Origin of the sequence: Prochlorococcus marinus XMU1402 (genome assembly GCF_017696205.1) — a bacterium.
Taxonomy (GTDB): domain Bacteria; phylum Cyanobacteriota; class Cyanobacteriia; order PCC-6307; family Cyanobiaceae; genus Prochlorococcus_A; species Prochlorococcus_A marinus_AC.
The window spans coordinates 564297-577522 of sequence record NZ_JAAORD010000002.1; the positions used below are offsets into that span (position 1 = coordinate 564297).

The 13226-nt window shown below is 31.2% G+C and carries 13 protein-coding genes; 10 read left to right on the top strand and 3 right to left on the bottom strand.

Translation table 11 applies throughout. The features are described 5' to 3' along the window. Window positions 1–56: 56 nt before the first annotated feature. The 4 genes from tig to HA141_RS09325 all read left to right on the top strand — a co-directional run bounded on the left by tig (window position 57) and on the right by HA141_RS09325 (window position 5481). Entirely contained in the window at window positions 57–1448 is a 1392-nt protein-coding gene (gene tig, locus HA141_RS09310; RefSeq protein ID WP_209119068.1) for a trigger factor, read from the top strand. Between the two features lie 86 nt (window positions 1449–1534). Then, a complete protein-coding gene (gene clpP, locus HA141_RS09315) occupies window positions 1535–2179 on the top strand; it encodes an ATP-dependent Clp endopeptidase proteolytic subunit ClpP (protein ID WP_348535325.1) in 645 nt (214 codons plus the stop codon). Window positions 2180–2282: 103 nt separating this feature from the next. Next, a complete protein-coding gene (gene clpX / locus HA141_RS09320; protein WP_209119070.1) occupies window positions 2283–3650 on the top strand; it encodes an ATP-dependent protease ATP-binding subunit ClpX in 1368 nt (455 codons plus the stop codon). Window positions 3651–3708: 58 nt separating this feature from the next. Then, window positions 3709–5481 carry a DNA polymerase III subunit gamma/tau gene (locus tag HA141_RS09325; protein ID WP_209119072.1) on the top strand — a complete coding sequence of 591 codons (1773 nt, stop codon included), beginning with the start codon at window positions 3709–3711 and terminating at the stop codon, window positions 5479–5481. 1 nt (window position 5482) lies between these two features. On the opposite strand, the gene HA141_RS09330 is transcribed toward HA141_RS09325, so the two are convergent. Continuing rightward, window positions 5483–6784, bottom strand: a complete 1302-nt coding sequence (locus tag HA141_RS09330; RefSeq protein ID WP_209119074.1) for a glycosyltransferase family 2 protein — start codon at window positions 6782–6784, stop codon at window positions 5483–5485. A gap of 27 nt (window positions 6785–6811) precedes the next feature. Further along, window positions 6812–8350 carry a SpoIID/LytB domain-containing protein gene (locus HA141_RS09335; RefSeq protein WP_209119076.1) on the bottom strand — a complete coding sequence of 513 codons (1539 nt, stop codon included), beginning with the start codon at window positions 8348–8350 and terminating at the stop codon, window positions 6812–6814. 91 nt (window positions 8351–8441) lie between these two features. On the opposite strand from HA141_RS09335, the gene rpmI reads away from it, so the two are divergent. The 6 genes from rpmI (at window position 8442) to HA141_RS09365 (ending at window position 12927) form a co-directional block, all read left to right on the top strand. Further along, a complete protein-coding gene (rpmI, locus tag HA141_RS09340; protein WP_209119078.1) occupies window positions 8442–8639 on the top strand; it encodes a 50S ribosomal protein L35 in 198 nt (65 codons plus the stop codon). Between the two features lie 28 nt (window positions 8640–8667). Next, entirely contained in the window at window positions 8668–9015 is a 348-nt protein-coding gene (gene rplT, locus HA141_RS09345; RefSeq protein WP_025895195.1) for a 50S ribosomal protein L20, read from the top strand. Window positions 9016–9051: 36 nt separating this feature from the next. Continuing rightward, entirely contained in the window at window positions 9052–9609 is a 558-nt protein-coding gene (locus tag HA141_RS09350) for a tetratricopeptide repeat protein (protein WP_209119081.1), read from the top strand. A gap of 2 nt (window positions 9610–9611) precedes the next feature. Then, window positions 9612–10406: a thiazole synthase gene (locus tag HA141_RS09355; protein WP_209119083.1), complete on the top strand. Its 795-nt coding sequence runs from the start codon at window positions 9612–9614 to the stop codon at window positions 10404–10406. 166 nt (window positions 10407–10572) lie between these two features. Beyond that, window positions 10573–11766: an NAD-dependent epimerase/dehydratase family protein gene (locus HA141_RS09360; protein ID WP_209119085.1), complete on the top strand. Its 1194-nt coding sequence runs from the start codon at window positions 10573–10575 to the stop codon at window positions 11764–11766. 27 nt (window positions 11767–11793) lie between these two features. Further along, window positions 11794–12927, top strand: coding sequence for a glycosyltransferase family 4 protein (locus HA141_RS09365; RefSeq protein ID WP_209119087.1), 1134 nt, complete (start codon window positions 11794–11796; stop codon window positions 12925–12927). 12 nt (window positions 12928–12939) lie between these two features. Here the strand turns inward: HA141_RS09365 and HA141_RS09370 are convergent, their stop codons facing one another. Then, a complete protein-coding gene (locus HA141_RS09370) occupies window positions 12940–13188 on the bottom strand; it encodes a hypothetical protein (RefSeq protein WP_209119089.1) in 249 nt (82 codons plus the stop codon). Window positions 13189–13226: the final 38 nt, after the last annotated feature.

Here is a 13226-nt window from a genome sequence, read left to right on the forward strand (position 1 = left end):
ATCACATAATGTGAAATAATTAAGTTACGTCTTTATAGCAATAATTACACAAAAACATGGCTAAAGAAGAATTAATAGTCAAAACAACTCCTCTGCCTCAAAGTAGAATTTCATTTGAATTAGAAATACCATCGGAGACATGCAAAACCTTTATTAATGAGACAATCAGCACTATTAGTCGTTCGGCTAAAATTCCAGGATTTAGACTTGGTAAGATTCCTAAACAAGTTCTAATCCAAAGAATTGGAATAACACAATTACATGCATCTGCTCTAGAAAAAATAATTGATAAATCATGGCAAGAAGCATTAAAAATTAAATCTATTGAGCCTCTTAGTGAACCAGAATTGGTAGATGGCTTTGAATCTTTACTTGCAAAATTTAGTCCTGAAAAATCACTTAAGGTTACTCTTCAAACTGACATTGCCCCCGAAATAAAACTAAAAAAATCCAAAGGACTTAGTGTTGAAATCTCAAAAACTAAGTTTGATCCTAAGTCAGTAGATGAAGCTCTAGAAAAATCTAGAAATCAGTTTGCAAATATTATCCCAGTAAGCAATAGAGCAGCGAAATTGGGTGATATTGCTGTAGTTAGTTTCAAAGGAAAATATAAAGATTCTGGTAAAGAGATTGATGGTGGAACAAGTGAATCAATGGATCTTGAATTAGAAAAGAATAAAATGATTCCCGGTTTCGTTGAGGGAATCGTAAAGATGAAAATTGGTGATACTAAAACCCTAAACCTTAAATTTCCTGAAGATTATTCTCATGAGGATTCAAGAGGCAAACAAGCTATATTTGAAGTTAAACTTAAAGATCTCAAGGAAAAAGAATTACCTGAACTTAATGATGATTTTGCAAAACAGTCTGGTAACAAAGAATCATTAAAAGAATTAAGGAAAGATATTGAAAAGCAATTAAAAGATAATTTTGAAAAAACTCAAAAAGATATCAAAATTGAAGCTTTATTAGATGCCTTAACAGATGAATTAGTTGCTGAAATTCCAAAATCTATGATTGATTTAGAAGTGAGAAATAATATTGAACAAACCGCCCAAAGATTTGCTCAACAAGGTCTTGATGTTAAATCTACTTTCACTCCAGAATTAGTTAAGTCATTAGCAGAGTCCACGAGGCCTCAAGCTGAAAAAAATGTTAAAAGAAATTTAGCTCTAAAAGCATTAGCTGAAAAAGAAAATATAACAGTTGATAAAGATGAAATTGATTTAAAAATGAAAGATTATGAAGATGCAATCTCTAAATCTTCAAAACAAATAGATATTAAAAAATTAACAGAAGTAATAAATAACGATTTACTCAAAGAAAAATTAATAATATGGCTTGAAGAAAATTCCGAAGTAAAAGAAAAAACTACAAAAACCTCTAAAGCTAATAAAACCTCCAAAACAACAAAAACTGCAGCAAAAACAACAAAAACTAAAAACTAAAAATAAAAAATAAAAAAATAATTTGTGTAATTTCTAACTAATTAAAAGAAAACCCTTTAAATTATTAATATGATGAAAATTATTCTGTGAATTCTGAAAAAAAACATTTAATCCAAAGCTCAATAGGTTCTTACGAAAGCATTAATAAAACTAGTGCTGCTGTTCCTACCGTAATAGAACAATCTGGTAGGGGAGAAAGAGCTTTTGATATTTATTCAAGACTATTGAGGGAGAGAATTATTTTTTTAGGTACTGGAATTAATGATCAAGTATCTGATTCTCTAGTTGCACAATTATTATTTCTTGAAGCTGAAGATCCTGAAAAAGACATTCAAATATATATTAATTCTCCTGGAGGCTCAGTAAGTGCAGGAATGGCAATATACGATACTATGCAACAAATATCCCCAGATGTGGTGACAATATGTTTTGGAGTAGCTGCAAGTATGGGGGCATTTCTACTCTCTGGTGGGGCAAAGGGGAAAAGATTGGCTTTACCTAATTCCAGGATAATGATTCATCAGCCTCTCGGAGGTGCACAAGGTCAAGCAGTAGAAATTGAAATTCAAGCTAAAGAAATACTTTTTCTCAAGAAAACATTAAATTCACTTTTATCAGAACATACTGGACAACCTTTAAAGAAAATTAATGAGGATACTGAAAGAGATTATTTCTTATCTCCGGCAGAAGCAGTCGAATATGGATTAATCGATAAAGTTATCAAAAAATGACAAGGGAGACTTATTTTTTAAGAATATGATGACGAATCGATGTTTATGAGCAATCCTAGTGAATAGGGTTAATTAACACCTTTAATTTTAGACTTTAAAATCGATGGCTAAATTCGACGCCCATCTTAAATGTTCATTTTGCGGCAAATCACAAGATCAAGTTAGAAAGCTAATAGCTGGTCCTGGAGTTTATATCTGTGATGAGTGCATAGATCTTTGTAATGAAATTCTTGATGAAGAACTACTTGATAATCAATCTATTACAAACAACTCCCCACAAGTAAAAAAGAAGTTATCAACTGATAATCCCAAAAAATCTATTCCTTTAGAATTGACCTCAATTCCTAAACCATTAGAAATTAAAAGTTTTCTTGATAACCAGGTTGTTGGACAAGAATCTGCAAAAAAAATATTATCAGTAGCTGTATATAACCACTACAAAAGATTAGCTTGGAAAGTTAAAGAAGAGAATAAAAATAGCAATTCACAAGATTCACAAGCAACGAAATTACAAAAATCAAACATTTTACTTATCGGGCCAACTGGAAGTGGCAAAACATTATTGGCACAAACTTTAGCTGAGTTTCTTGATGTTCCTTTTGCAGTTGCTGATGCAACGACTTTGACAGAGGCTGGATATGTAGGAGAAGATGTTGAAAATATACTTTTAAGACTTCTACAAAAATCAGAGATGAATGTAGAGCTAGCTCAAAAAGGAATTATTTATATAGATGAAATAGACAAAATTGCTAGAAAAAGTGAGAATCCCTCAATTACTAGAGATGTCTCTGGTGAAGGGGTACAGCAAGCATTATTAAAAATGCTTGAAGGAACAATTGCCAATGTGCCGCCGCAAGGAGGCAGAAAACACCCCTATCACGACTGTATCCAAATTGATACGAGTCAAATTCTATTTATTTGTGGAGGAGCTTTTATAGGTTTAGAGGACATAGTTCAAAAACGTATGGGTAAACACTCAATAGGATTTACCACCAACGAAGATCAAAACAAGGTTAATTCAAAAAAATTAGTTGATCCACGAGATTCCCTAAAAAATTTAGAGTTAGATGATTTAGTGAAATATGGGTTAATTCCAGAATTTATTGGAAGAATTCCAGTTTGTGCCGTATTGGATCGTCTTACTAAAGAAACTTTACAATCTATTCTGACTCAACCAAGAGATGCTCTCGTAAAGCAATTCAAAACGTTGCTAAGTATGGATAATGTTGAATTATCATTTGAGCCTGATTCTGTTGAGGCAATAGCGAATGAAGCATATAAAAGAAAAACAGGCGCAAGAGCATTAAGATCAATAATTGAAGAACTAATGCTTGATATTATGTATACTTTGCCTTCTGAAGAAAATATAAAAGAATTCACAATTACAAAAAAAATGGTAGAAAATTTATTCGCATCCAAAATTGTTAAACTACCTTCTGGATCAAAACGAATCATTAAAGAGTCTGCATAAAAATTGGAATTTAATTGTTGAAATTTAAAAATTACTTTATTTAATTAATGAATAATAAATGTCTAATTTACATAAGCCTTTTCATCAAAAATATAGACCAAAAAACCTAGATGAACTTGTTGGGCAAAATTTTATATCTATTACTCTAAAACAAGCATTATTAACAAAACAGATTGCGCCTGCATATCTTTTTAATGGTCCAAGAGGCACTGGCAAAACATCAAGTGCGAGAATATTTGCGAAATCTTTAAACTGCCAAGCATTCGAACAACCAACAATAAAGCCTTGTGGTAAATGTAACTTATGTAGACAAATTACAGATGGGATTGCTTTAGATATTACAGAGATTGATGCAGCATCTAATACAGGAGTTGAAAATATAAGGGAAATTATAGAAAGAGCGAGGTTTGCTCCTACTCAAGCAAGATGGAAGGTATACGTTATTGATGAATTTCATATGCTTTCCACAGCAGCTTCAAATGCTTTACTAAAAACTATTGAAGAACCACCCTCAAGAGTTGTATTTATCCTTGCGACAACAAATCCTGAGAGAGTATTGAATACAATACAAAGTAGATGTCAAAAGTTTGATTTTAGAAGAATAAGTCCCAAGGACATTTTTCAGCAATTATCAAAAATATCAGCAAAAGAATCGATTCAGTACGAAGTTCAAGGATTAAAAATGATTGCAAAAAGATCCAATGGAGGAATGCGAGATGCACTTAGCCTTCTTGAACAAATTAATCTTCTACCGGAAGGTATAACGATTAAAAATGTTCATAACTTGTTAGGTGAAGTATCGGAAATTGAATTAACAAATCTAATTAAATCATTAATTGAGAATAATCCAGAGTCATTAATAATCACCTGCAATAAATTATATGACGATGGAAACGAACCACATCAAATAATTATTGGATTATTGAATATAACGAGAGATTTACTACTACACTCTACAAAAAATAAATATTCTGATCTTTATTACACATCTGAAGAATTTCAAGATGAATTAGACAAAATCTCAAAAAAAATAAATAAATCAACAATAATTAATTGGCATAAAAATCTCAGGAATATTGAATATCAAATCAAAACAAGTGATAATCCCAGGCTTTGGTTTGAAATACATTTAACTGGTCTATTAGATAATCAAAAGATTGAAAATATTGAAAATATTGAAAATAAGCAAGAAAATAAAAATATTTTCATCAAAGAGAAAAATCTCAATACAACAAGCAAGGAAATAATTAATGAAGAAAATATTTCTAATGAAATTCAAAACTCAGCCACCAAAGAGAATATAAGTCGAGAAAAATTTATTTTAAAAGAAGACGAAAAATTAGAAAATTTCAATGGTCTCGAAAAAGAAAAAATGGGAAATATTTCTAACAATAACCAAAACAATATTGGGTCAAATAACTTAAAAAATCAATGGGAATTAATTCTTTCTAAATTAGAGTTACCTTCAACAAGAATGTTGCTTAAACAACAAGCCGAACTTGAAAGTCTTGATTCGGAAAAAATCACAATTGCATTATCTCCAAACTGGGAAAATATGATAAAAGACAGAAAAATTTTAATAGAGAATACTGTAAAAAAGATATTTGGAGAACAAATAATACTTAATTTTTCCTCCAAACAATCAACTAAAATAAACCCAAAAAAAACTTCAGAAACAAACAAAAATGAAGCAAAGAATTTGAAACAGATAAAAAAAATAGAGCCAAAAACTAGTTTTTCAACAAAAATATCTGATGAAGAAACTTATGATGATAGTTCAAAAAACTTAGCAAATTTTTTTAATGGAGAAATTATTGACTTTGATGAATAAATTAAACCCCAGTATGAAGAGTCTTTCGCCAAAGTATCTTTTTTGGGAAAATAGACATCTTTATTGTTACCCATGGAATTACTAAAAACCAATGTGATAAATAAAAAACCGATACAAATACCATCAAAACATTTCTTTTTTGCAATACTGGCACTTCGCTTTTGCAAGAAGAACCGTACCAAAAAGCAATTCCAGAAAGCATAAAAGCTGTGAACGAAATAGGCCAATAAATTGGTGAATCAAATAAAGCAAAACTGAAAACAAGATCAAAAATAGAAATTATTGGCAATGCATATTGCAATATGAAAAAGTAAGTCAGGTCAAATTTTTGCAAATAATCAATTTTATTAGTAACTAATTGATCCCCATAATCAAAGAATCTTTGCAAACCTCCCTCTGCCCATCTTTGCCTTTGAGATAATAAAGCATTTAAATTCTCAACTGCTTCCTCCATAACTGGAGGATCCCATAAGATTCCAATTCGAGATTTTGATAACAATAACCTTAAACTTAAATCTAGATCATCCGTAACTGTATCTTCATTAAAAGAGCCACATGCCAATAATGTATCTTTTTTAATTAATTGACCATTTCCCCTTAATTCAGAAACTCCAGCAACTGATAATCTTCCATACTGAAAGATTGCATCCATGGCCATCTCCATTGACTGACATGAAGTTAAAAAATTTTCACTTACATTTGTTACTGATTTTCTTAATTGAACTGCAGACCAATCATCCTGTTTTACGAAACTAAATAGCCTTTTCAGAGAATCTTGTTTTAGTTGAGCATCAGCATCCAAGACTAATAACCATTCCCCATGAGTAAACTTCAAAGCATAATTTAAAGCTCCTGACTTTCCTCCTCCAGCGTTTGAAGAACGACTTACTACTTTTAGCTTTTCATATTGTCTAGATAATCGATCTAAAATTAAAGGCGTCTTATCAGTACTGCCATCATCGATTATGTAAATATTTAATTTATTTGTTGGATAATCTAAATTAAATAATCTTTCAACTAATCTTGCTATAACATTCTCTTCATCTCTAGCTGCTACTAAAATATCAAGCACGGGTAAGTCTTTATTTCTAATTCTGATGTTTACAGTATTTGAAACCTTATTTCTATTAAAATTTCTAGAAATAACTATTAAACCGTAAAAAACAACCACAAAAGAAAGAATCAAAATAAGGTAAAAGAAATTTTCAATCTTGTAAGCATGAGGAATAAGAGCTACTAAAAAACAAGCACTAAGAAATATAAACGACTTTAATCTTCGATTTTTATAAAAACCCTGACTCATAAAAGTAAATGATTAATTATTTAATTTTCATTGAGACAATATCTCAAATTTTTTTAATTTTGCATCTCCATAGTAATGATTCAATATTTGTTCATAAGAGAATCCTAATTTAGCCATTTCAATTGCTCCTGACTGAGATAAACCTACACCATGACCGAAGCCTCCTCCTCTAAAAAGCCATAAATCATCACTTAATTTATTAATAGTAAACAAATTACTAGGTATAAAATTTAATACCCGTCGAATATCATCTTTAACTAGAACAATAGATTTATTAACTTTGTTCGTTTGTATTGCCAATTTTGTAACTCTGCCACTAAACCCACGTTCAATAGAATTTAAATCGAAAACATCATCATTAATATTTATGAGTTTGTTTTTAATTAACTTTTCTTTAATTTCACTACTAGAAATTTTCTTATTCCATCGAAAAAGAGAATGATTACTCCCATAAAAGTCTTCTTTATCAAAATCTAAAAAATTATTTACATCAGATTCACTTTTAATTGGAAGTTTAAAATTATTATTTAATGATTTAGAACCATCAATGAATGAATTAAAGTAAGAATAATCTTGTATTTGCCAAGACTCTCCTGCAGTAGCAGATACGCCACCATTAGAACCATGGTAAAAAGCATTTATTGGTTGATTTCTATAAGTTAGAATTAAATTTGAAGTTGCTTCTATAGCTTTTTGAACTTTTTTATTTGTAATTCTAGGAGGCTTATAAACTTGACATTGAGTGGTGGTACATAAATGATATTTATCCATATTAAATCTATGAGAATTAAAAATGCCCCAAGTTCTTGCTATTACTGCTTGTGCCTTAAGTGCTTCTAAAGGAGAATTTGGTCCAATTTCGTATGGCAAAACACCTGCCAAATAATCATCAAACTCAATTTTTTGAACTAATGTCCAAGTTCCATATAAATCTTTTAATAAATAAAAATTTTTGCCAAAATTGACACCATTTATTGTTATGTCATCTTGAGCAGTAATATATATAGGTCCTTCGAGTTTCATAAGACTATATTCACTTCTAAGAACAGGAGTAATTTGAAAATTATTTATTTTTCGAGAAATCTTATTTTTTAATTTAAACTCTGGCAGATCATCCTCAAATGGAATCCATACTTCCCAATTTTTAGGGTAAGCAACAGTCGTATCAAATCCTTTATCTTTAAGTTTCTCTGCTTGTTTTTTTGCTGATTCATAGCTAGCAAAAGGACCAAAAACAATTCTTTCGATTGTTTTTGGATTTTTGATAGGTATATCCACCCAACTAATATTAATCTCTTTTGATTTATGTTTAATACCGTTGGACGATATCAGATTTAAAAAACCTTTATCAGTGGTAAAGTTTATATTCTGTTTTTTTGAAAAACTGTCATTCTCCCCACCTAAATATTGCTTTAAACCAATTAAAAAATTTCCTTTTTTGATTTCTGTATTGGTATGAACATTTAGTAATTCTTCTCCTTTTACATTCGAAGTAAATTTAGTGTTTATTAATAAAAGAGAAATACATCCTAAAAACAAGTTGAAAAAGGCAAATTTAAGTTTCATAAGTTAGAACTTTCTTAATCAATTAAAAACTTTAATTTGCACCAATGCGTATAAAGGTTTAGATTATCCTAATTAAACACATTTGACTTAAATGTCTAAACTAAAAACTCGTAAATCAGCTGCCAAAAGATTTAAAATTACTGCGACGGGTAAATTCATGAGAAGAAGAGCTTTCCATAATCATTTACTTGATCATAAAAGCTCAAAATTAAAAAGACATCTATCAACAAAAGCCGTAGTTGATGAAAGAGATGCTGATAATGTAAGATTAATGATTCCATACGCATAAATCTTTAACCAATTTTTATTAGATATTCATGGCACGCGTAAAAAGAGGCAACATAGCCAGAAAAAGAAGAAACAAAATCTTAAATCTTGCAAAAGGTTTTAGAGGCGGCAACAAAAATCTTTTCAGAACAGCAAATCAAAGAGTTATGAAAGCTCTTTGTAATGCTTATAGGGATAGAAGAAGAAGAAAAAGAGATTTTAGAAGACTTTGGATTTCTAGAATTAACGCATCTGCCAGGATAAATGGAACAAACTACAGCAAGTTGATCAATGGCATGAAAAATTCAGAAATTATTATTAATAGAAAAATGCTTGCTCAATTAGCCTTAAACGATCCTAAGTGTTTTGAAAAAATTGTTTCTTCCGTTAGTAAGTAGAAAAAAGCATATAATCTAGAAAACTTAATATAAATAATGGAAATATCTTCCTTTCAATCTTATTTAATAATTCTTTTTGTTGTAATAATAATAATTTCTATTTTTGTATTCAGACAATTCCTAAAAACAAGAAGTGATGAATTAGATTTAGTAAAATTCGAGCAGAAAGGTTTAGATTCTCTCACCCAAGCTACAGAATTATATGAATTTGGGTCTATTCAGATAAAAAAAAGATTATATTCTGAAGCAACTAAAACTTTTTTAAAAGCAATTGAAAATTATGAAAATGAACCTGATGAAGCCAAAGCGATAATAAACAATGCTTTAGGATTTTCTTATGCCGCTCAAAATGAATTTAAGAAAGCAATTAAACACTATAATTCTGCAATAAAATCACTCCCAGAATATCCTATAGCTCTAAATAACCTCGCATCAGCACAACAGCGTTTACTTGAATACGACTTGGCATATGCAACTTATCAAAAGGTTTTGGTGATAGATCCAAAAAACAAAACAGCAATTAAAAAAAGTAAGGAGTTAGAAAAAAGAAACAATTATAAACCTTATAAAGGTATTAAAGATAAGGGATTTTAAATATGGAAAATGATTCTTCTTTACTAATTGGTGGAAAACAATTTTCCAGTAGATTAATGGTAGGCACTGGCAAATACAAATCTTCTCAAGATATGGTAGAAAGTTTGTCAAATTCTGAAACGGAAATTATAACCGTCGCTATTAGAAGAATTAAAAATGATCAAACCGGAGAAAATTTACTCGAAAAGATAAACTGGAAAAAATACTGGATGCTTCCTAATACAGCTGGTTGTATAAATTCCGATGAGGCAGTGAGAATAGCAATTTTGGGTAGAGAACTTGCTAAATTATCTGGTCAAGAAGAAAATAATTTTGTAAAGTTAGAAGTTATTCCTGACAAAAAGTATTTGCTACCAGATCCAATAGAAACCATTAAAGCGGCCGAAATTTTAATAAAAAAGGGTTTTGATGTACTTCCCTATATCAATGCAGATCCTATTCTTGCAAAAAGACTAGAAGAAATAGGTTGTGCAACAGTAATGCCATTGGGATCGCCAATAGGCTCCGGGCAAGGTTTATTAAATTTATCAAACATAAGGATAATCATTGAGAATGCAAAAGTGCCAGTAATAATTGACGCAGGAATTGGGGTACCTAGTGAAGCTTCTCAAGCTATGGAAATTGGAGCTGATGGTGTGTTGATCAATAGTGCAATTGCACAAGCTGAAAATCCTGCTCTAATGGCTCAAGCGATAAATTATGGTGTGAAAGCTGGCAGGCAAGCTTTTCTGGCAGGAAGAATTAAGAAACAAGACTTTGCAGTAGCAAGTTCACCTGAAATAAACATATCTATCTAATTCTCTTTATTGAGAAAAGTTTAAAAAGAAAATAAAAACTTATTATTTGATTAATAGTAATTAAGAAAGAAGATTTGAAACTATTTTCAATGTTTTTTCGCAAATTGGAAGCACACTGTAGTAATTTAATAAATATATTATGAATCTATTAATTCTGGAGTCCTGAGTGAAAGTTATTGTTCTAGGTGGAGATGGTTTTTGCGGTTGGCCTTGTGCGGTGAATTTAGCAGAGCAAAATCATGATGTAATTATTGTCGACAATTTAAGTCGTAGAAAAATTGATATTGATCTAGAGGTAGAATCTTTAACTCCAATTGCTTCGATAACAGAACGACTTTCTGCATGGGAAGAAATTGGAGGTAAGCCTATGAGATTTCTTAACATGGATATCTCTAAACAATATCAAAAATTACTCGATTTGCTAATTGATGAAAAGCCAGATTCTGTGATCCATTTTGCAGAACAAAGAGCAGCCCCTTACTCGATGAAATCTAGTTTTACCAAAAGATATACAGTAGATAATAATGTTAATGGCACCCATAACCTTCTTGCTGCAATAGTAGAAAGTAATTTAGATATCCATGTTGTACATTTAGGAACAATGGGAGTTTACGGATATGGATCACATAGGGGGGCAACAATTCCAGAAGGTTATCTAAAAGTTGAAGTTCCACAACCAGATGGAAGCCGCTTTGAAGAAGAAATATTACACCCAGCAAGTCCAGGTAGTGTTTACCATATGACTAAAACTTTAGATCAATTATTATTTCTTTACTACAACAAAAATGATCTTGTAAGGATTACTGATCTACATCAAGGTATTGTTTGGGGAACAAATACAAACGCAACTTTAAAAGATCCAAGATTAACAAACCGATTTGACTATGACGGTGATTATGGAACTGTTCTAAACAGATTTCTTATGCAAGCTGCAATTGGATATCCATTAAGCGTTCATGGAACAGGAGGACAAACAAGAGCTTTTATACACATAAAAGACTCTGTAAAATGTGTGCAACTTGCTCTTGAAAATCCTCCAAAACCTGGGGAGAGAGTTAAAATCTTTAATCAAATGACTGAAAGTCATCAAGTTGGAGAACTAGCTAAAAAAGTTGCGTCTCTGACAGGGGCTGATATCAATTATTTACCAAATCCAAGGAATGAAGCAGTAGAAAATGATCTCATAGTTGATAATAAATGCTTTATAGAATTAGGCTTAAACCCAACGACCCTTGATAATGGTTTATTAGAAGAAGTTGTTGAAGTTGCTAAAAAATACTCCAATAGATGTGATCTTAAACGCATACCTTGTGTTTCATCATGGACTAAAAAACAAGCTGAGGCTATAAAGACTAATTAAAATTCCTGAAATATTTACCTTACGAAAGTGAAAATTGCATTGTTTACTGAAACTTTTTTACCTAAAGTTGACGGCATAGTCACAAGACTGACTAAAACGATTGAATTTTTAATAAAAAATGGTGATGAAGTTATAATTTTTTGCCCGGAGGGGTGTCCCGAATCATATATGGGCGCAACTGTAGTCGGAGTTGCAGCAATGCCATTACCCTTATACCCAGAGTTGAAGCTTGGGTTACCAGGTCCTGCAGTCTCAGATAAGTTAGAAAAATTTAACCCAGATCTGATACATGTTGTTAATCCAGCTGTACTTGGATTAGGTGGCATATGGTTGGCGAAAACTAATAATATTCCTTTGATTGCCAGTTACCATACTCATCTTCCGAAATATCTAGAACATTACGGTATGGGTATGTTAGAACCACTTTTGTGGGAATTACTTAAAGCAGCACATAATCAAGCCTTGTTAAATTTATGTACATCAACCGCTATGGTAAATGAGTTAAAAGATAAAGGCATTCAAAGGACAGCTCTATGGCAAAGGGGAGTAGATACGTATAGTTTCCGACCAGATTTGAGAAGTGAGAAAATGAGAAAAAAATTATTTGGGGAATATAACGACGCTAATTACTTATTGATTTATGTAGGAAGATTATCAGCGGAAAAACAAATTGAGAGAATTAAACCAGTCTTAGAAAGTATCCCCAATGCTTGCCTAGCACTTGTAGGTGACGGACCATATAGAAACCAGCTTGAAAAAATCTTCGAAAATACAAAGACTAATTTCATAGGATACTTATCTGGCGATGAACTTGCTAGCGCCTATGCCTCTGGAGATATATTTTTATTTCCATCTAGTACAGAAACTCTTGGGTTAGTTTTACTAGAAGCAATGGCAGCAGGATGTCCCGTTATTGGAGCCAACAAGGGGGGAATTCCAGATATTATTAGCGATGGGATTAATGGTTGTTTATATGATCCTGATGAAAAAGATAATGGGGAACAAAGTTTGATTGAAGCGACAAAAAAAATTCTAGAGAATGAAGATAAAAGAGAAGTTATGAGAAAAGAGGCGCGAAACGAAGCAGAAAAATGGGATTGGAATCAAGCAACACTACAACTGCAAAATTATTATGCAGATACTCTCAAAGAAATAGATTAAAGTTATTCTTAATTATGCTACGTGTGGAGGGGTGGGATTATTATACGAACTTAAAGGAAGTATTAGAGTAGCGATATTTTGATTCTTTTCAGGCCTTTTTTTCTTTGAAAATTTCTTACCAAAGGGTACTCTTATAACATTAGTTCCCTCAATGGAACAAATCTTTGAGTTATCACCTGAAAAATTATTGACAAAATTTGGTAAATCTAAGTTTTTAACTGGCAAGTTCTTAACATTACCAGATTTAAAATCTTTGGTCATAGCTTCAAATACCCCAAAAAAATTTGATGCTCGATTAT

Excerpts from the sequence above, each read along its gene's own strand:
- HA141_RS09330 (WP_209119074.1), bottom strand. The coding sequence starts at position 6,784 with ATGAGTCAGGGTTTTTATAAAAATCGAAGATTAAAGTCGTTTATATTT.
- HA141_RS09355 (WP_209119083.1), top strand. The coding sequence starts at position 9,612 with ATGGAAAATGATTCTTCTTTACTAATTGGTGGAAAACAATTTTCCAGT.
- HA141_RS09370 (WP_209119089.1), bottom strand. The coding sequence starts at position 13,188 with ATGACCAAAGATTTTAAATCTGGTAATGTTAAGAACTTGCCAGTTAAA.
- HA141_RS09350 (WP_209119081.1), top strand. The coding sequence starts at position 9,052 with ATGGAAATATCTTCCTTTCAATCTTATTTAATAATTCTTTTTGTTGTA.
- rplT (WP_025895195.1), top strand. The coding sequence starts at position 8,668 with ATGGCACGCGTAAAAAGAGGCAACATAGCCAGAAAAAGAAGAAACAAA.
- tig (WP_209119068.1), top strand. The coding sequence starts at position 57 with ATGGCTAAAGAAGAATTAATAGTCAAAACAACTCCTCTGCCTCAAAGT.
- rpmI (WP_209119078.1), top strand. The coding sequence starts at position 8,442 with ATGTCTAAACTAAAAACTCGTAAATCAGCTGCCAAAAGATTTAAAATT.
- HA141_RS09325 (WP_209119072.1), top strand. The coding sequence starts at position 3,709 with ATGTCTAATTTACATAAGCCTTTTCATCAAAAATATAGACCAAAAAAC.
- HA141_RS09335 (WP_209119076.1), bottom strand. The coding sequence starts at position 8,350 with ATGAAACTTAAATTTGCCTTTTTCAACTTGTTTTTAGGATGTATTTCT.
- clpX (WP_209119070.1), top strand. The coding sequence starts at position 2,283 with ATGGCTAAATTCGACGCCCATCTTAAATGTTCATTTTGCGGCAAATCA.